The organism is Ruegeria arenilitoris, assembly GCF_013030985.1.
Classification (GTDB): domain Bacteria; phylum Pseudomonadota; class Alphaproteobacteria; order Rhodobacterales; family Rhodobacteraceae; genus Ruegeria; species Ruegeria arenilitoris_B.
Genome location: NZ_WPYP01000003.1, coordinates 344,242 through 361,916 on the forward strand (window position 1 = coordinate 344,242; position 17,675 = coordinate 361,916).

General features: G+C 60.5%; 17 protein-coding genes and 1 riboswitch. Of the genes, 11 read left to right on the top strand and 6 right to left on the bottom strand.

The window, feature by feature from the left end; translation table 11 throughout:
- Nucleotides 1-10: 10 nt before the first annotated feature.
- The 3 genes from GOX88_RS09640 to GOX88_RS09650 all read right to left on the bottom strand — a co-directional run bounded on the left by GOX88_RS09640 (nucleotide 11) and on the right by GOX88_RS09650 (nucleotide 2,774).
- Nucleotides 11-1,174: an ATPase, T2SS/T4P/T4SS family gene (locus GOX88_RS09640; RefSeq protein WP_170400935.1), complete on the bottom strand. Its 1,164-nt coding sequence runs from the start codon at nucleotides 1,172-1,174 to the stop codon at nucleotides 11-13.
- 55 nt (nucleotides 1,175-1,229) lie between these two features.
- Entirely contained in the window at nucleotides 1,230-2,003 is a 774-nt protein-coding gene (locus GOX88_RS09645) for a TrbI/VirB10 family protein (RefSeq protein ID WP_170400936.1), read from the bottom strand.
- A gap of 90 nt (nucleotides 2,004-2,093) precedes the next feature.
- Nucleotides 2,094-2,774, bottom strand: coding sequence for an IS6 family transposase (locus tag GOX88_RS09650; RefSeq protein WP_170400937.1), 681 nt, complete (start codon nucleotides 2,772-2,774; stop codon nucleotides 2,094-2,096).
- Here GOX88_RS09650 and GOX88_RS09655 point away from each other — a divergent pair.
- From GOX88_RS09655 to GOX88_RS09675, 5 genes are all read left to right on the top strand, one after another.
- Nucleotides 2,774-3,760, top strand: a complete 987-nt coding sequence (locus GOX88_RS09655; protein ID WP_170400938.1) for a DUF4178 domain-containing protein — start codon at nucleotides 2,774-2,776, stop codon at nucleotides 3,758-3,760. The genes GOX88_RS09650 and GOX88_RS09655 overlap by 1 nt on opposite strands.
- Nucleotide 3,761: 1 nt before the next feature.
- Entirely contained in the window at nucleotides 3,762-3,926 is a 165-nt protein-coding gene (locus GOX88_RS09660) for a hypothetical protein (protein WP_170400939.1), read from the top strand.
- A 10-nt stretch (nucleotides 3,927-3,936) separates the two neighbouring features.
- Nucleotides 3,937-4,161, top strand: a complete 225-nt coding sequence (locus GOX88_RS09665) for a DUF350 domain-containing protein (RefSeq protein ID WP_170400940.1) — start codon at nucleotides 3,937-3,939, stop codon at nucleotides 4,159-4,161.
- Entirely contained in the window at nucleotides 4,158-5,699 is a 1,542-nt protein-coding gene (locus tag GOX88_RS09670; protein ID WP_170400941.1) for a polyamine aminopropyltransferase, read from the top strand. The genes GOX88_RS09665 and GOX88_RS09670 overlap by 4 nt, the downstream gene beginning before the upstream one ends.
- 151 nt (nucleotides 5,700-5,850) lie before the next feature.
- The gene (locus GOX88_RS09675; protein WP_170400942.1) at nucleotides 5,851-8,637 is read left to right on the top strand and encodes a bifunctional aconitate hydratase 2/2-methylisocitrate dehydratase; all 2,787 of its coding nucleotides are present in this window, start codon (nucleotides 5,851-5,853) and stop codon (nucleotides 8,635-8,637) included.
- Nucleotides 8,638-8,644: 7 nt separating this feature from the next.
- Here the strand turns inward: GOX88_RS09675 and GOX88_RS23745 are convergent, their stop codons facing one another.
- Nucleotides 8,645-8,875: a hypothetical protein gene (locus tag GOX88_RS23745; protein ID WP_367647843.1), complete on the bottom strand. Its 231-nt coding sequence runs from the start codon at nucleotides 8,873-8,875 to the stop codon at nucleotides 8,645-8,647.
- 80 nt (nucleotides 8,876-8,955) lie between these two features.
- Between GOX88_RS23745 and GOX88_RS09685 the strand changes: the two genes are divergently transcribed.
- Nucleotides 8,956-9,171: an oligopeptide/dipeptide ABC transporter ATP-binding protein gene (locus GOX88_RS09685; RefSeq protein WP_367648067.1), complete on the top strand. Its 216-nt coding sequence runs from the start codon at nucleotides 8,956-8,958 to the stop codon at nucleotides 9,169-9,171.
- A 3-nt stretch (nucleotides 9,172-9,174) separates the two neighbouring features.
- On the opposite strand, the gene GOX88_RS09690 is transcribed toward GOX88_RS09685, so the two are convergent.
- Nucleotides 9,175-10,065 carry a LysR family transcriptional regulator gene (locus GOX88_RS09690; protein WP_170400943.1) on the bottom strand — a complete coding sequence of 297 codons (891 nt, stop codon included), beginning with the start codon at nucleotides 10,063-10,065 and terminating at the stop codon, nucleotides 9,175-9,177.
- A gap of 104 nt (nucleotides 10,066-10,169) precedes the next feature.
- Here GOX88_RS09690 and GOX88_RS09695 point away from each other — a divergent pair, with 104 nt between their 5' ends.
- From GOX88_RS09695 to GOX88_RS09715, 5 genes are all read left to right on the top strand, one after another.
- Nucleotides 10,170-11,720 carry a proton-conducting transporter transmembrane domain-containing protein gene (locus tag GOX88_RS09695; RefSeq protein ID WP_170400944.1) on the top strand — a complete coding sequence of 517 codons (1,551 nt, stop codon included), beginning with the start codon at nucleotides 10,170-10,172 and terminating at the stop codon, nucleotides 11,718-11,720.
- Nucleotides 11,721-11,734: 14 nt separating this feature from the next.
- Entirely contained in the window at nucleotides 11,735-14,137 is a 2,403-nt protein-coding gene (locus GOX88_RS09700; RefSeq protein WP_170400945.1) for a YbcC family protein, read from the top strand.
- 65 nt (nucleotides 14,138-14,202) lie between these two features.
- A riboswitch (TPP riboswitch) is annotated at nucleotides 14,203-14,308 on the top strand.
- A 32-nt stretch (nucleotides 14,309-14,340) separates the two neighbouring features.
- Complete coding sequence (gene thiB, locus GOX88_RS09705) at nucleotides 14,341-15,321, top strand: thiamine ABC transporter substrate binding subunit (protein WP_170400946.1); 981 nt, start codon at nucleotides 14,341-14,343, stop codon at nucleotides 15,319-15,321.
- Nucleotides 15,297-16,844 carry a thiamine/thiamine pyrophosphate ABC transporter permease ThiP gene (locus tag GOX88_RS09710; RefSeq protein WP_170400947.1) on the top strand — a complete coding sequence of 516 codons (1,548 nt, stop codon included), beginning with the start codon at nucleotides 15,297-15,299 and terminating at the stop codon, nucleotides 16,842-16,844. The genes thiB and GOX88_RS09710 overlap by 25 nt, the downstream gene beginning before the upstream one ends.
- On the top strand, nucleotides 16,831-17,523 hold the full coding sequence (locus GOX88_RS09715) for a thiamine ABC transporter ATP-binding protein (protein WP_170400948.1): 693 nt from the start codon (nucleotides 16,831-16,833) through the stop codon (nucleotides 17,521-17,523). The genes GOX88_RS09710 and GOX88_RS09715 overlap by 14 nt, the downstream gene beginning before the upstream one ends.
- 3 nt (nucleotides 17,524-17,526) lie before the next feature.
- On the opposite strand, the gene GOX88_RS09720 is transcribed toward GOX88_RS09715, so the two are convergent.
- Nucleotides 17,527-17,675, bottom strand: a 149-nt coding sequence (locus GOX88_RS09720; RefSeq protein ID WP_170400949.1) for an arginase family protein, incomplete at its 5' end; no start/stop codon positions are given.

Consider the following 17,675-nt stretch of genomic DNA (forward strand, 5'->3'; position numbering starts at 1 on the left):
TTTGACTCCTTCAGATAAATTGGTCAGCGGTCATCAGGGGCGGGAAAATCACGCCGTTGACCTTCCGCTCGTCCCCGATTTTCTTCATGTGAACGATCATGTGAATGGTGGCTCTGATGTCATCGACCACCTCTGACTTTTGGACGGTCGGAGATCCGCGCCGCACCATTTTGCTCATGCGCCCAATGGCATCAACGGGCGAGTTTGCGTGCATGGTGCAAACAGATCCATCGTGGCCGGTGTTCACCAGCTCCAGGAACATATTCGCATCGTCACCCCGGATTTCCCCGCAAACCAGCCGATCAGGCCGGAGGCGAAGCGCAGATTCAAGCAGCTTTGTCGGGGATCGAGGCCCATTTTCTTCGGAACGATCAGCAAGCAAGTCAACCGAGTTTGGTTGCTCGATGTCCAATTCTGCCACTTCCTCAATCGTCACGATTCGCTCGCCTGGATCGACGCGCTTCAACATCGCATTCAAAACAGTGGTTTTTCCCGACGATGTGCCGCCCGCAATAATCACGTTCCATTTGCTCTGCATCGAAAGGTCGGCCAGCTCGTCAAAGCTCATTGTCCCCGCTGCGAGAGCTGCCCGAGCATTTTCAAGCGCGCTGTGATCGTTGCTTTCGGTTAGTGCGGCCTCTTTGCTGGCAAAGCTGAATGCGCCCAGGTCAACGGTTTTTACGCGGAGCAGACGGATCGCCACGGAACCCACGCCGGTTGTCGCAGGTGGAATAACAACCTGGACCCGTGCCTTGCCCTCTTTTGTCGGGACATTTGCCGTTGCAATTGGCTTCTTTTCTCCGAAAGTCACATCGCTGAACCCAGCCACACACCGCCCGATATTCTCTACATCATCCTTGGTCAGAGTGATGTCTGTCCTGGTCATGTGGGTTGTGCCCATTTCCTCAACCCAGACCGAGCCGTCTGGGTTCACGGAAATCTCGCTCAGTTTTTCGTCATGCAACAGATGCTCGATCTTGCCAGTGTAGTATTCCAAAAGGCCGTTGCCGTTTCGCCCGCTCATGTTCTTGTCCTTGTTAGAGCACTTTTGGGAACAGCGGAGGTTGCCTTCGCTGCCTCTCGGCTTTGCCTCGAACGCGAACGCACCCACACAAGATTCATTGATTCCAAAAAGTGCTGAATTTGCGTCTAAAAAGGCCGCTACCGCATTCAATTATGCAGGGAGCAGCCGGAAGGGCCGACGATACGGCCGCCTCAGAGGTTCGGTCTCAGAAGTTGTCGAAAACCACGTCACGCTGCAGGATGGCGTTGATGCGGCTTCCCTGATCTACATAGATGGTTGGCGTGATCCGCAAATAGTCCTCCAACGCCGCCGCTGTGGCATTCTGCAAGTTTGAACCGACCTGCGTTGCCAGATCCGTTTGCACCGAGTTGCTGCTGTCGTTGTCGGCCACCAACGCGACCGGCGCGATCCCGATGATCGAGAGCAGCGCGGCAGTCCCAAACCGTTCACCGAAATGCGTATCGACACGTCCGGTTGCCCCAGACCGGCCCTGACCATCCGTCCCGGCTGACCCGATTTGCGCGGACAAGCCATCCGGCGTGATAACCCGGCTCCAAACGACAGCGATCCTTGTTTGCGCCAGCTTTGTATCAGCGCGGTATTCGCCATAGAGTTTAGATCCACGTGGCAAGAGCAGTTTTGTGCCGTCCATCGAATAGACGCCGCGCGTGATCGTCGCCACCACGCTACCCGGAAGTTCCGAGCTTACGGCCCCGCCGAACACGGCAGACAAAACCGTGCCCTGAGTCAGCGTGCGCGACGGATCGTCAATGATCGAGGCCCCCACGATGGGCGGATATTCTTCAACCAAGTTGTTTTGCCAGGTCGTGTTCGGGTTTTCCTGATAACCGCGCTGTTCTTCAGGCAGGCGAGTGCTTTCCGGCTGAACCTGCACAGGCTGTGGTGCCGGTTGCACGGGCTGGAATATGATTGGCTGCGACCCACTGTTGATGGGCTGGTAATTCTGTTCCTGAGCCATTGCACTTGAGGCCAACGTGACCAGGGCAAGGGAGAGGGCTTTGTCGCAAACTTTGTCATGGATCAGAGCGCCCGATCTGTCTGGACGGATTTATCCCACGAGCTCAGCAAACTGACGAAAGCCACACTTCAGCTGGCCAAGCTGCCCCTTGCGGATCATGTTGGCGGCCTCGATCCCGGCAAGTGTCGCTGCAGCGGAGGCGAAACTTTTGAACCCCAACATCGGTCTCGTAAGCCTTTTGATGAAGCGGTGATCCTGTTCTATCATGTTGTTGAGATACTTTGATCTGACGGTGTCGATCTTCACAGGTATCCGCAGCCGCTTGAAGATCTTGTTGACCTCTTTGATCCCTGCTGCATTGCTTCTGCTTTTGTCAATGGTGATCCGTTTCGGGATGCCATTGTTGTACAGAGCATTGGCGAAGAATTTCTTTGCAGCCTTCGTGTCTCGCTTCTCAGAAAGCATGAAATCAAGGGTTTGCCCGTCGCGATCTACCGCACGATACAGATACACCCATTCGCCACGGACTTTGATATACGTCTCATCCATACGCCACGATTCAGCAGTGTTGGCCTTCCGTTTCTTTGCCACGCGAGCGGCCGCAGGCGAGTATTTTACCACCCACCGGTTCAAAGTAGCATGATCAACCGACACACCACGTTCCGCCATGATCTCTTCCAGGTCGCGGTACGAGACGCCGTAGCGAACGTAGAAATAGACTGCGAACAGGATCACAGATTGTGGGTAGTGCGCACCTTTGAAGTCGATCATTGGGCAGTCCTAAAAGTTGTCGCATTCAATCCACCAGTTGGATCAAGCCGCACGAAGGTGCAAGATACCGGCCAAAGTTTGCGACAGAGCCCCGGCCAACCATTCATATCAGTGGGGAACCGTTCCGCTACTACGAGACCACGACCAGCAAGATCACCTATGTCGAAGGCGAATTTACCTGGCGGCCGAAGTTTGGTGAGAGGACGACGACCGTCTCGGCCATGTCCAACTCGGCGATGCTGGCGTTTTCGCAAACCGGCAGCGAGCGCGAAACCTACCGTTCGATCTATGTGACCAAGGCCGAGGCCGAAGCGGCCTTTGGCGTCACGTTGGACCTCAAGCCCTATCGCGTCCATCCGCTGCAGCCCTTTGTGGCGGGCCGGAACTATCAGTTCCTGCTGGTGAGCTCGTTCGTGTTCGCGATCATCTGTCTGGTGATGGCCCTGGGGTTCAACATACACAACGGGCGGGCCGTGTTGCGCAACACCCAAGTGGATATGCGGGACCTGCCGGTTGAGATTGCCATTCCGCTGGAGGCCGACAACAGGCTGACCTCGATCCGGGTCTCTGGCGATATGCGGAACAGCTGGGCCTATCTTGAGATGGAGATGCTGGACCCGAACGGCCAACCGGTGTTCGAGACCGGCCGAACCATCGAATCCTATTCCGGCCGGGACGCTGACGGCAGTTGGCGTGAAGGGTCGCCCGCGACCGGGTTGCGTTTTCGCCCCGAAGTCAGCGGAACCTACACTCTGGCGCTATCAGCGGCCGAGAAAGGGCTGTGGCTTGGCGGGAACGGTCGGCAACATCCGTCGGGCGAACCGTTCACCCGCTTAAGGCTGGATGTGCGGGCCGGTTTGTTCACCGGCAAATGGATGGCATTTCTGGGTACGGTCTTCGGGGCGTTGTTCCTGTATCAGTTCGGGCGTAAATGGCTGCATCGACGGGCGCGCTGGTCCGGGTCTGACTGGGTAGACGAGGATTAACGTGACAGCTTTCCGGATCATCTTCCTTCTGATCTCGGCCGCGGCCGTGGGGGCCACGGGATATGTAACTTACAACGGTTACGGCGGCGAAAGCCGTGACCTGGACAGATCCGTCCGCGTCGGCAGTGACGGCGGCGGCTATTATCGATCAAATCGCGTGAAATAACGGGGACATCATGGAATATTTTGCAGCCATTCAGATTGCAGAGGTTATCAGCACGATCTTTTACACCTTCCTAGGCGTCACGCTGATGTGGGTGGTGTGGAAGGTGATCGACTGGCTGACCCCGTTTTCCATCGTGCGCGAGATCGAGCATGACCAGAACGTGGCGCTGTCCATTCTGATCGGGCTGCTGTTTGTCTCGGTCGCCATCATCATCGCCGCCGTCATCCTGTCATGACAGCGGCCCGCGCGGTCGAGGCCCGCGCCGCGTGGCTGCTGGCCGCGACGTTTCTGGTTGCCGTCGCCGGGCTGATCTATGAACTGATCGCCGCCACGCTCTCCAGCTATCTGCTGGGAGATTCGGTACGGCAGTTCTCGCTGGTGATCGGGATATTCCTGTCGGCCATGGGGCTGGGCGCGTGGTTGTCGCGCTTTGTCACCCACGCGTTTTCCGGCTTTGTCTGGGCGCAGATTTTGCTCGGGATCGTCGGTGGCTTCATGGCGCCGGTGCTGTTCCTGAACTATGCGTGGATGGGGCATGTGGCGACGCCTTTATATGCGGCGCTGATCATCATCGGGGTTCTGTCGGGGATGGAGATTCCCCTGATCGCGCGGGTTCTGGAACAGATCGGCGCGCTGAAGTTCCGGTTCGAAAATGTCCTGAGCGTCGATTACGTGGGCGCGCTTGTGGCCTCGCTGGCTATTCCGTTGCTGGTGATCCCGCATCTGGGGCTGATGTCGGCCAGCCTGGCCTTTGGCGGGTTGAACCTGGCGGTGGCGGGGCTGTCACTGTTCCTGTTCCGGCACTGGGCCAGCCGGTTGCAGGTGGGCGTCTGGGTGCTGGCCTTTGCAGCGACCATGGTGGCGTTGTGGCATTCCGAGAAACTGGTTTCGGTCACCGAGGCCGAACTGTTCGAGGATGACGTGATCCTGTCCGAGGCGACGCCCTATCAGCAGATTACGGTGACGCGCTATCGCGACCGGGTGCGGCTTTTCCTGAATCACTCAATCCAATTCGATACGCTGGACGAGCATCGGTATCACGAGTCACTGGTCCATCCGGCGATGGCGCTGGCCCCGCGGCGCGCGGAAATTCTAGTGCTGGGCGGCGGTGACGGCATGGCGGTGCGCGAGCTGCTGCGATACGACGGCGTCGAAAGCGTGACCCTGGTCGATCTGGACCCGCGTGTCACGCAGGTGTTCCGCGATCATCCGGACCTGTCGGCCCTGAATGATGGGGCCTTGTCCGATCCGCGCGTCACCATCGTCAACAAGGATGCGTGGAAATTCCTGGAAGGGGAGGGGCGGGTCTACGACGTGATCCTCATTGATCTGCCGGACCCGAAGTCCATCGCGCTGTCGCGGCTGTATACGCGCCAATTCTATGGGCTGGCCGTCGAACGGCTGAGCGGGCAGGGGCTGTTGGTCACGCAGGCGGGATCTCCGTTTTTTGCGCGCCAGGCTTTCTGGTCGGTGGTGGAGACGCTGAACAGCAGCCGCAATCCGCAGCAGCCTGGGCAGGGGCTGCATACGTTGCCCTATCACAGCTACGTGCCCAGTTTCGGCGAGTGGGGGTTCGTTCTGGCCTCGCCCGAACCGGTGCCGGGTCGGGACCTGATCCTGCCGGACGGGCTGGGATATCTGACCAATGATGTCTGGCAAGCGGCACAGGTTTTCGGCTCGGATATGGATCGCATCGCAGCCGAACCCAATACGCTGCAGACCCATGTTCTGACCGGATACTATCTGGACGGCTGGGATTACTGGTTCCGGTAAATTGCCACCCCGTCAGGTGCAAGCCGCGCAGATGGTCCCTTGATATTCCCTGCGGAATGGTATACCGCCGCATACAAATGAATGCCGGGTCTGGTCAGAGTACTGCGAATCCGGCAAATAGCGTCACCAATTGCAAACAGCCGGATCAGCCATGAGCCTTTACACAGACTACCTCAGCGAAATCGAAACCCGTAAGGAACAGGGGCTGCACCCCAAGCCAATCGATGATGGTGCCCTTGTCAAAGAGATCGTCGATCAGATCAAGGATGCCGGCAACGAGCACCGGGCGGAGTCGCTGAACTTTTTCATCTATAACACGCTGCCCGGTACAACCAGCGCCGCAGGTGAAAAGGCCAAGTTCCTGAAAGAGATCATTCTGGGCGAAGCCGTGGTCGAGGAAATCTCGGTTCCTTTTGCGTTCGAGCTGCTGTCGCATATGAAAGGCGGCCCCTCGGTTGAGGTTCTGCTGGACCTGGCCCTGGGTGATGACGCCGCGATTGCCGGGCAAGCCGCAGAAGTGCTGAAATCGCAGGTCTTCCTGTATGACGCCGACACCGACCGGTTGAAGGCCGCGTTCGAGGCCGGCAACGCGGTGGCGAAAGACATTCTGGAGAGCTACGCCAAGGCTGAGTTCTTCACCAAGCTGCCCGATGTCGATGAAGAGATCGAGGTTGTCACCTATGTTGCGGCCGAGGGCGATATTTCGACCGACCTGCTGTCGCCGGGCAACCAGGCGCATTCGCGCGCCGACCGGGAACTGCACGGCCAGTGCTTTATCACCGAAAAAGCACAGCAAGAAATCGAAGCCCTGAAGATCCAGCACCCCAACAAGCGCGTGATGCTGATTGCTGAAAAAGGTACCATGGGTGTGGGCTCGTCGCGGATGTCGGGCGTGAACAATGTGGCGCTGTGGACCGGCAAGCAGGCCAGCCCCTATGTGCCCTTCGTCAACATCGCTCCGGTCGTTGCGGGCACCAATGGTATCTCGCCGATCTTCCTGACCACTGTTGGTGTGACCGGCGGCATCGGCATCGACCTGAAGAACTGGGTCAAGAAGGTCGACGAAGACGGCAATGCGATCCTGAACAATGACGGCAACCCGATCCTGGAAGAGGCCTATTCGGTTGCGACCGGCACGGTTCTGAAGATCAACACCAAAGGCCACAAGCTGCTGAGCGAAGATGGTGAGGAACTGGCGGATGTGTCCGCGTCCTTCACCCCGCAAAAAGTGGAGTTCATGAAGGCGGGCGGGTCTTACGCCATCGTCTTCGGCAAGAAGCTGCAGACATTTGCCGCCGAGACGCTGGGCGTCGAAGCACCTCTGGTCTTCGCCCAGTCGAAAGAGATCAGCCACGAAGGCCAGGGCCTGACCGCGGTTGAGAAAATCTTCAACAAGAACGCCGTCGGCGCCACGCCGGGCAAGACCCTGCACGCCGGTTCGGACGTGCGCGTGAAGGTCAACATCGTTGGCTCGCAAGACACTACCGGCCTGATGACCATGCAGGAGCTTGAGGCGATGGCCGCAACCGTCGTGGCCCCCAGCGTTGATGGCGCTTACCAGTCGGGCTGTCACACCGCCTCGGTCTGGGACGCCAAGGCGCAGGCCAACACGCCGCGTCTGATGAAGTTCATGAATGATTTCGGCCTTGTCACCGGTCGCGATCCAAAAGGCGTCTATCACGCGATGACCGACGTGATCCACAAGGTGCTGAACGACATCACGGTGGATGACTGGTCGGTTATCATCGGCGGCGACAGCCACACCCGCATGTCCAAAGGCGTGGCCTTCGGGGCCGACTCGGGCACCGTGGCGCTGGCGCTGGCCACCGGTGAAGCCTCGATGCCGATCCCGGAATCGGTCAAGGTGACCTTCAAGGGCAACATGGCCGAGCACATGGATTTCCGCGACGTGGTGCACGCCACTCAGGCGCAGATGCTGGAACAGCATGGTGACAACGTGTTCCAGGGTCGAGTGATCGAAGTGCATATTGGCACGCTGCTGGCGGACCAAGCCTTTACCTTCACCGACTGGACCGCTGAGATGAAGGCGAAAGCCTCGGTCTGTATATCGAATGATGACACTCTGATCGGTTCGCTGGAACTGGCCAAGTCGCGCATCCAGATCATGATCGATAAAGGCATGGAGCATGAAAACGGCATGCTTCAAAAGCTGATCAACATCGCTGATGCCCGCATCGCCGAGATCAAGTCGGGTGAACAACCCGCGCTGCGTCCCGATGACAACGCGAAATACTTCGCCGAGGTTGTTGTCGATCTGGATCAGATCGTCGAGCCGATGATCGCCGACCCGGACGTCAACAACGCCGATGTCTCCAAGCGCTATACCCACGACACGATCCGCCCGATCTCGTTCTACAATGCGGAAAAGCAGGTGGATCTGGGCTTTGTCGGCTCGTGCATGGTGCACAAGGGCGATATCAAGATCGTCGCGCAGATGCTGAAGAACCTGGAAAAGGAAACCGGCAAGGTCGAATTCAAGGCCCCGCTGGTTGTTGCGGCGCCGACCTACAACATCATCGACGAGTTGAAGGAAGAGGGCGACTGGGAAGTGCTCGAGAAATACTCGGGTTTCGAGTTTGACGACCTGTTCCCGAAAACGCAGGCACGCACCGAGTATGAGAACATTCTCTACCTCGAGCGTCCCGGCTGTAACCTCTGCATGGGTAACCAAGAGAAAGCCGCCAAGGGTGACACGGTTCTGGCCACCTCGACCCGCCTGTTCCAGGGCCGCGTTGTGGCGGATGCACCGGACAAGAAAGGCGAAAGCCTGCTGGCCTCGACCCCGGTTGTCGTGCTGTCGGCCATCCTGGGCCGGACGCCGAAGATCGAAGAGTACAAGGCGGCGGTCGAAGGCATTGACCTGACCAAGTTCGCCCCGCCCGTGGTGCCGGAAAACACCAAGTCGGCGCACTTCTAAAATTATTTCAGGCCGGTTCTAATTGAACCGGCCTGATTTTTTCCGACGCGCCGTTCAATCGCTGGTCATGAAACACCAGCGCTGCCGGAGCGGGCACGGTCCTGCGGGTCCAACAGCGCAGCTCGTACCAGATGTTGAACAGGGTGATTTCGTGACCCCACCGTTTGCCTTGCCCATACCGGCGATACAGGTAGTCGGGGACAATCGTGATCAGGGCCGCGAAGATCAGTTCAAGCATCGGTTTGCTCCGACGGACCGGCCTCACCCTGAAATGGGAAGATTTCGTGCAGCGGCGCGGCGGTAATCATAATAGCCGCGATCCCGACCGCCGACCCGGATGCAAGGTATGATCCGATCCGGCTGCAGGGTGAAATCCCCAACCCGCTGGCCGCTCTGACCGGTTGCCGGTTCCACACGCGCTGCCCCTTCGCCAGGGAACACTGCAGTACTGAGGTGCTCGAATGGCGCGAGGTCGAGCCGGAGCATTTTGTGGCCTGTCGCTGCGCGAAAGAGCTCGATTTCTCGCGTTCCTGACGGTTACGGCAAAAGCATGGGATCAGGATCGTGTGACAGCAGGTCCTGCACAAGCGGATTGGGAAAACGGCGACGCAGGGTGACGGCGTAGAAGGTTTCCTTGATGCGCGGGTGTTCCTGCGCTTCGACCAGCCGGCCCGAGTTCAACTCGTCCGTCACGACGATGGGCGCGACAAGGGCCAGCCCGATATCTTCGCGTGCCAACAGGCGCATCATCGCCATGTCATCGACCTCGGCCGCGATCTGGGGGCATTCCGACAGACGGCTGGCCATGGCATCGAACGCGGTACGCACGCTGCTGTCCGTGGTGGGCAGGATGAAGGGTTGCGTGTGCAACAGCTCTTTGATTGCCGTCTTCGGGTCCAGCCGGTCGGGCGTGCCGACGATGCTGACGGGCTGTTCAGCGATCTGGTGGGTCTCAAAGGGGGTGAGGCTGTCATCCGGTGGCGGCCGGTTCATCAGCACCAGATCGAGGTTCAGCGCCTCAAGCCCCTCCATCAACTCGGTTGGGCTGCCGGACCGCAGGATCACTTCGACATCCAGACGCGACAGAATGGGACGCAGAAACCCGATCTGAAAGTTGCGCGACAGGGTCGCCAAAGCCCCCACGCGCAGGGCTTTACGGGTCTGTACCGTCTCGGTCAAAGTAGCGACAAGCTCTTGACCTGCCGAGAAAATCGCGTCCGCATGGTCCAGCGCGATACGCCCGGCCTCGGTCAAATAGAGCTGCCGCCCACGGCGCTCGAACAGGTCGTGCCCCAGCCGTTCTTCCAGTTGCTTGATCTGCACCGACAAAGCCGATTGCGACAGGTTCAGCCGCTGCGCCGTTCGGGTCAGGTTCCCGTCATGGGCGACGGCCCAGAAATACCGCAGGTGATGATAGTTCAAGGGCATATTGTTCTAATTAATAGAACGATATGGATAGAACAATGAATTTTTAATGGCGAAAAATCTGCCCTAACTGACTGTCCCAAACCGATGATCCAGGGGAAGTCACCATGTTCCATCTCTATCTGCCGCTTCTCAGCCCACTGATTTTGGTCGCTGCCGCGATCCATGCCGGGCGTCATACGGGCCTGCGCCCGGGCCGAGTTCCAAAACTGACCGAAGCCGCAGCCTTGGCGGCCTTTTTGGTTGCCGCAGTAGCGGCCCTGTTGTTGATCATCAACGGTCCCGGCACTTCGACCCTGATCGGGGCATTCGGCGTGGGGGTTTCGGTTCGGTTGGATGCGGTCAGCGCGGTGATGCTGGTGCTGGTCAGCTTCATCGGGTGGATCGTTCTGCGGTATTCGGCGACCTATATGGACGGCGAGGCGCGGCAGGGCACATTTACGAAATGGATGGCGCTGACGCTGGCCTCGGTGCTGATCTTTGTGATGTCGGGCAACCTGATTCAGCTGCTGCTCGCCTGGACGACCACCAGCCTGGCTCTGCATAAGCTGCTGCTATTCTATCCCGAACGCGCAACCGCCCAGCGGGCAGCACGGAAGAAAGCATGGGTGGCGCGGCTCAGTGAGGGTGCATTGGCCGCAGCCATGGTTCTGTTGATCGCAGCAACCGGGAGCACCGATATCCACATGATCCTGTCGACGGTTCAGGCCAACTGGCTGACCATGGCGGCAGCCCTGTTGATCGCTGTTGCGGCGGTTCTCGCCTCGGCCCAGTTTCCGGTGCATGGCTGGCTGACCGAAGTGATGGAGGCACCAACTCCAGTGTCGGCCCTGCTGCACGCGGGTGTGATCAACGCGGGTGGATTCCTTCTGATCCGCTTTGCCGATGTGATGCTGGCAGCGCCCGGAGTGATGGCCCTGCTGGTGATGCTGGGCGGGTTCACCGCGCTGTTCGGCGGCTTGGTGATGCTGACCCAGCCTGCGGTGAAAACTTCGCTGGCCTGGTCCACAATTGCGCAGATGGCGTTCATGGTGATGCAGTGCGGTTTGGCGCTGTTCCCGCTGGCGTTGCTGCATATCGTGGCGCATTCGCTTTACAAAGCGCATGCATTTCTCAGTTCGGGTGAGGCCGTCAAAAACGTGGCCGCCATTCACCGCCCGGGACCGATCGCGGTGCCCAGTGCCAGTAATGTGCTGCGGGCCTTTGGGACGGCGATCGTGATCTACGCGTCGGTTGGCACGGTGTTGGGCTTTGACGGCAAGTCGGTGCAGGCCATCGCCCTCGGCGTCATCTTGATCTTCGGCGTGGCCTACCTGTTGGCACAAGGCTTTGCCGATGCCGCGCCACGCCAGTTGACGCAGCGCACGGTGGTCTATGCGCTGGTGACCTCGGTCAGCTATTTCGCGCTGCAGGTCATTGCGCAGCACCTGACCGCCGGAGCCTTGCCCGCCACCCCGGCACCGGGGCCGCTGGAATGGGCGCTGATTGTGCTGGCCCTTCTTAGCTTTGGGTTTGTTGCCGTAGCGCAGGCCACCTTCCCGCTCTGGGCGGCGCATCCGGCGGCGGCGGGGTTGCGGGTACACCTGTCAAACGGCCTCTATGCCAACGCGATTTTCGACAAGTTTCTGGGCGGTTGGTCCAGAAAGTCCGCAGCCTGAAAGGAACAGACCTGATGTTTGCAAAGCTTGAAGCTTATCCCGCGCCGCTGCTGGAACTGGTGGCCGAAGCGAAATCCGCCGCCTATGCGATCCCGCCCCTGTTCCCGCTGTCCTCGAATGTCGCGGTGAACCCGTTTCTGGGCCAAAGCGATGAGCCGCTTGCCGTGACCTCGGCTCGGCTGGCGCGGGTTGCGGGTACGCGGATCACACCGGAGCGGGCGCATTGGGCGGCAAAGCTGCGTGCCGGTGAGATGACCGAGGCGGAAATTCTGGATGCCCTGTCAGTGACTGCGGGCCCGTTCAATGTCCCAAGCCTTGAGGATGTTTTGGCTGCGCTGGATTCGGAGATACCTCAACTGCACGCCCTGCCCACCGTGGCCGAACTGGCGGCCGAAGTTTCGGGCATCGATTGGCCCGGCCTGATCGAGGATAGGATCGGCATCTGGGCCGCCAGCCATTTCGACCAAGGGCAGGCTTTGTGGCAACAGGCCCGGACAGGTGGCGCCTTCAGCGCCTGGCGCGACTTTGCTTCTCGTGACCTGACCCCTGAAATTCAGGGCCTGACAGGGTTCGGCGCTTTTGTTGCGGGCACCAACCGGTCGCATTGGCGCGCGATTGGCCGGTCTTCGGAACGGCTGGGGCTCAGCACCGAGGCGGCAGCAACCGCTTATCACCGCTGGTTGATGACCTTGGGCGGTTGGGCGCAATACGCGCGCTATCTGTTGTGGGGCGCCGAGTTGAAAGGAAAACAGCACACAGCCGTGACCGAGCTGCTGGCCGTGCGCATGGTTTTTGATGAGGCGCTGTTCGCGCTCTACGAAGATCAGATCGGCGAACGGTGGGCCAAGGTTGTGGCTGCGCATGAGGCGCCGCTGGTGCCAACCGCCGATTTCGTGATCGATGCTGTCCTGCAGGCGGCCGCCGAACGGGCACAGCAACGCGCGTTGGCCGAAAGGTTGCGGCCAGGCACCGCGCGCAAGGCCGCTGGTCGGGCGCAGGTGCAGGCCGCTTTCTGTATCGACGTCCGGTCCGAGGTGTTCCGCCGCGCGCTCGAGGCGCAGGATGCCGGGATCGAAACGCTTGGGTTCGCGGGGTTTTTTGGCCTCGCCAGTGCGCATAAGGCGGCGGGCTCGGATGTCACCGAGGTTCACGGCCCGGTGTTGTTGCGGCCGTCTGTACGCTCTCAGGCCAAGGAATCTGCGGGCAAGGACCTGACTCGTCGGTATTCGGCGCGGGCCAAGCGTGCCTGGGGCCGGTTCAAGCTGGCCGCGGTTTCTTCCTTTGCCTTTGTTGAGGCGACCGGGCCTTTGTATGCCGGAAAACTGATGCGTGACGCGTTGGGGGTTGCCGGAAAACCCAAGGATGATCCAGCACCGCAACTGGACCCGAATATCGATCTTGAGGCCCGTATTGGCATGGCCAACACCGTGCTGAAGGCGATGTCTCTGACCGACAAATTCGCCCGGATTGTCCTGCTGGTCGGGCATGGGGCCGAGGTGACCAACAACCCGCATGAAAGCGCGCTGCATTGTGGCGCGTGCGGAGGTCATGCGGGCGACGTGAACGCGCGGCTTCTGGCCGGCTTGCTGAACGATGCGCAGGTGCGCTCGGGGTTGGTGGGGCAAGGGATCGCCATCCCCGCCGACACCCTGTTCGTGGCCGCAATGCACTCGACCACAATCGACCGGGTCGGCCTGTATGAGCAGGATTTGCCACCCGGCGACCGGTCTGGCGATCTGGCGCAGGTGAAGGGCTGGCTGGATGCGGCCGGGCAGTTGGCCCGGGCCGAGCGCGCCGCGCGTTTGCCGCGGGCTAACAAGGCGGCGGATATTCAGCGCCGTGCACAGGACTGGGCCGAAACCCGTCCCGAATGGGGGCTGGCCGGGTGTCGTGCCTTCATTGCAGCCCCGCGTCACCGAACGGATGGGGCGGATCTGGTGGGGCAGGCCTTCCTGCACAATTACGATTGGCGCAAGGATGACGGATTTGGCGTGCTGGAACTGATCATGACCGCCCCGGTGGTCGTCGTCAGCTGGATCAGTCTGCAATATTACGGCTCGACCGTGGCGCCGCAGCTGTTCGGCGGCGGCAACAAGCTGCTGCATAATGTGGTCGGTGGCATCGGCGTGTTGGAGGGCAACAACGGTGCCCCCCGCCCCGGCTTGCCGTGGCAATCGATCCATGACGGCGAAGGCTTTCAGCACGATCCGCTGCGCCTGTCGGTGGTCATCGAGGCTCCGCGCGCGGCGATGTCGGAAATCCTGGACCGGCACCCGCAGGTGCGGGCGCTGTTCGACAACGGCTGGCTGCACCTGATTGCCATGAACGACCAAGGCAAGCTGGCCTGGCGCTATACCGGAGACCTGAACTGGGCTTCGATCAGCGCCGCGACCGATCAGTCCATCGCGGCGGAATAACCCAAAACAGATCAACGGGCGATCTGCGAAACGGGTTGTCTTTTGATCGGTTCCACCCTAGTCAGAGCCTCACCTCGGGGTGCGTGGCGTGGCCGCGCTGAGATGCCATTGGCGAACCCGTTGAACCTGAACCGGCTAGAACCGGCGGAGGGAAAGGTGACGGTTTCATCCATCCTTGCCCTCTCGCCGCAATGGAGGATGACATGAAACATCTGATGATTGCTGCGGGAATCCTGAGCGCAACCACGGCCATGGCGGCCGATAAACCTCAGCTGACCGTGTATACCTATGACAGCTTTGTCTCGGACTGGGGCCCCGGCCCGCAGGTGAAAGAGGCGTTTGAGGCGGTCTGTGACTGCGAGCTGAACCTTGTCGGCGTCGAAGACGGCGCCGCGCTGTTGTCGCGTATCCGACTGGAGGGTGAGAACTCGGATGCCGACGTGGTGCTGGGGCTGGACACCAACCTGATCACCGCGGCCAAGGAAACCGGCCTGTTTGCGCCCAGTTCGGTGAACGCCGAATATACGCTGCCGATCGAATGGACGGATGATGTGTTTGCGCCCTATGACTGGGGATATTTTGCCTTTGTCCATAACGCCGATGCGGCGGCACCTGCGAATTTCCGCGAACTGGCCGAGGGTGACACTAAGATCATCATTCAGGACCCGCGTTCGTCCACCCCCGGTCTGGGGCTGCTCTTGTGGGTACAGGCGGCTTATGGCGATGAGGCGGCAGACATCTGGGCCGCTCTGTCGGACAATATCGTGACCGTGACCAAGGGCTGGTCCGAGGCTTACGGCCTGTTTTTGGAAGGTGAGGCCGACATGGTCCTCAGCTATACCACCTCGCCCGCCTATCACCTGATTGCCGAGGAAGACGCCAGCAAAGCGGCGGCTGCTTTTGACGAAGGCCACTATATGCAGGTCGAGGTTGCGGCCAAGCTGGCCGGGACCGATCAGCCGGAACTGGCGGATCAGTTTCTGAACTTCATGGTTTCGGACGCTTTCCAGCAGATCATTCCGACCACCAATTGGATGTATCCGGCGGTGACTCCGGCAGCGGGTCTGCCCGACGGGTTCGAGACGCTGATTCAGCCGGAAAAATCCCTGCTGTTTTCTCCGGATAAGGCCGCCGCTGTGCGGGATCAGGCGCTTGCGGAATGGTTGAGCGCACTCAGCCAGTAAGCCCCTGGCCGGGCGTTGGCGCGGCGGCTTTGGTTGCCGCGCTGATTTTGGGGACACTCGCCGCCGTAGCCCTGCGTGCCGACGCGGCAGGTGGATTCGGCCCGGCGGATTGGGCCGCCTTGCGGTTCACGCTTGTGCAGGCGGTTTTGTCGGCCCTGTTCAGTGCAGCGCTGGCGGTGCCGGTTGCGCGGGCACTGGCCCGGCGGCGGTTTCCGGGGCGGCGCGTTCTGATTGCTTTGCTCGGGGCACCGTTCATTCTGCCGGTCATTGTGGCGATCCTGGGACTGTTGCAGGTCTTTGGCCGCGCCGGCTGGATTTCGGAGATATTGGGTTTCTTTGGTCTTCCGCCGATGCGGATCTACGGGTTGCACGGCGTTGTGCTGGCGCATGTGTTCTTCAACCTGCCGCTGGCCACGCGGCTTATCCTGCAGGCCTGGCAGGAAATCCCCGCCGAACGCTTTCGTCTGGCCGCGCAACTGGGCTGTGACGGGATGGCGATGTTTCGTCTGATCGAGCTGCCAATGCTCAGGCGCATCCTGCCGGGTGTACTGGCCGTTATCTTCGCTATCTGTCTGACCAGTTTTGCGGTCGCCCTGACCTTGGGCGGAGGGCCACGCGCGACGACGATTGAACTCGCGATCTATCAGTCATTTACCTACGAATTCGATCTTGGCCGGGCGGCGTTGTTGTCCGCCTTGCAACTGGCCCTGACCGCAGCGGCTGCACTGGCCGCCTTGAAGTTCTCGCGCGGAGACGGGTTTGGGGCAGGCCTGGACCGGGCCATCCGCCGCTGGGACGGCGGCGCGCCGGTGCTTGATACGTTTTGGATACTGGCGGCGGCGGCGTTTCTGCTGCTGCCCTTGGCGGCAGTGGTGATTTCGGGGATTTCGGGGTTGTTCGAGATGCCTTTACAGGTGTTCCGCGCCGCACTGACCTCGGTTCTGGTGGCGGCGGCCAGCACGGCCGTTCTGTTGATGCTGGCGCTGCCCATGGCCATGGCCGTTGCGACCGGGCGGTATGGGATCGTCGAACTCAGCGGTATTCTGGGGCTGGCGGCGTCGCCCTTGGTGATCGGAACTGGTCTGTTCATCCTGATCCGTCCGGTGGCCAACCCAACCGCACTGGCGCTGCCGGTGACGGCGCTGGTGAATGCGGTCATGGCGCTGCCATTCGCTCTGCGTATTCTGGTGCCTGCGGCGCGGGATGTGGTCACGCGCCATGGGCGGCTGGCACTGTCATTGGACATGGGTAAAAACACCTTTTTCACCCGGATTCTGCTGCCCCGAATGCGCCCGCAAATCCACTTTGCTGCCGGTCTTGCTGCTGCGCTGTCGATGGGTGATCTCGGCGTGATCGCCCTGTTCGCCGATCCGCAGATCGCAACTTTGCCGCTGCAGATTTATCGGCTGATGGGGGCCTATCAGATGCAGGCGGCGGCTGGGGCGGCGCTGCTGCTTTTGGTGCTGTCGATGGGGGCTTTCTGGCTTTTGGATCGCGGAGGGCGATTACATGCTGAAACTTGACGGTTGCGTCATCGAAAATGGCGGCTTCGCCTTGCAGGCCGACTTTACAATCGAGATCGGGGCCAGCGTTGCCATCGTCGGCCCGTCCGGGGCGGGCAAGTCGACACTGCTGGAAGCCATCGCTGGGTTTCGCGACCTCAAACAGGGGCAAATCCTGTGGCAGGGAGAGCGCATCTCCGATCTCGCCCCGGGTAAACGCCCGCTGGCGATGCTGTTTCAGGATGGCAACCTGTTTCCACATCTGACGGTGGAACAGAACGTCGCCCTGGGTCTGCGCCCCAACGGACGTCTGTCGGCCGAGGAGCAATTGCAGGTCCAGACCGCACTCGCCCGCGTGGCGCTGCCCGGTTTCGAAACGCGTAAACCGGCCGAACTATCCGGCGGTCAACAAAGCCGGGTCGCGCTGGCCCGGGTGCTGGTGCAACGGCGCCACCTGTTGCTGTTGGATGAACCTTTTGCGGCGCTGGGGCCTGCGCTGAAAGCCGAAATGCTGGACCTTGTCGCAGGGTTGCTGGCTGAGACCGGCACCACCCTGCTGATGGTCAGCCATGACCCGCAGGACGCCCGCCGCATTGCCGATCAAACCGTGCTTGTGGCGGAAGAGCGGGCGCATCCGCCCGCAGCGACGTCACAGCTGTTCGACAACCCGCCGCCCAGTCTGCGGGCCTATCTGGGCTAGCCGTTATTTCCGGTTGTGGAAGATAAACCCGAGGAAGTTCAGCAGGACCTGCGCTGCCAGAATCTGGGTGCTTTCCGTTTGATCATAAGCTGGGGCCACCTCGACCAAGTCGATGCCGACCACATCTCCACGCATGCTCAGCCCCTGCAGGA

Bases quoted from the DNA above. Each gene is read 5' to 3' on its own strand.
- GOX88_RS09645 (WP_170400936.1), bottom strand. From the start codon at position 2,003: ATGGCTCAGGAACAGAATTACCAGCCCATCAACAGTGGGTCGCAGCCA.
- GOX88_RS09650 (WP_170400937.1), bottom strand. From the start codon at position 2,774: ATGATCGACTTCAAAGGTGCGCACTACCCACAATCTGTGATCCTGTTC.
- GOX88_RS09665 (WP_170400940.1), top strand. From the start codon at position 3,937: ATGGAATATTTTGCAGCCATTCAGATTGCAGAGGTTATCAGCACGATC.
- GOX88_RS09670 (WP_170400941.1), top strand. From the start codon at position 4,158: ATGACAGCGGCCCGCGCGGTCGAGGCCCGCGCCGCGTGGCTGCTGGCC.
- GOX88_RS09675 (WP_170400942.1), top strand. From the start codon at position 5,851: ATGAGCCTTTACACAGACTACCTCAGCGAAATCGAAACCCGTAAGGAA.
- GOX88_RS23745 (WP_367647843.1), bottom strand. From the start codon at position 8,875: ATGCTTGAACTGATCTTCGCGGCCCTGATCACGATTGTCCCCGACTAC.
- GOX88_RS09690 (WP_170400943.1), bottom strand. From the start codon at position 10,065: ATGCCCTTGAACTATCATCACCTGCGGTATTTCTGGGCCGTCGCCCAT.
- GOX88_RS09695 (WP_170400944.1), top strand. From the start codon at position 10,170: ATGTTCCATCTCTATCTGCCGCTTCTCAGCCCACTGATTTTGGTCGCT.
- GOX88_RS09700 (WP_170400945.1), top strand. From the start codon at position 11,735: ATGTTTGCAAAGCTTGAAGCTTATCCCGCGCCGCTGCTGGAACTGGTG.
- thiB (WP_170400946.1), top strand. From the start codon at position 14,341: ATGAAACATCTGATGATTGCTGCGGGAATCCTGAGCGCAACCACGGCC.
- GOX88_RS09710 (WP_170400947.1), top strand. From the start codon at position 15,297: ATGGTTGAGCGCACTCAGCCAGTAAGCCCCTGGCCGGGCGTTGGCGCG.
- GOX88_RS09715 (WP_170400948.1), top strand. From the start codon at position 16,831: ATGCTGAAACTTGACGGTTGCGTCATCGAAAATGGCGGCTTCGCCTTG.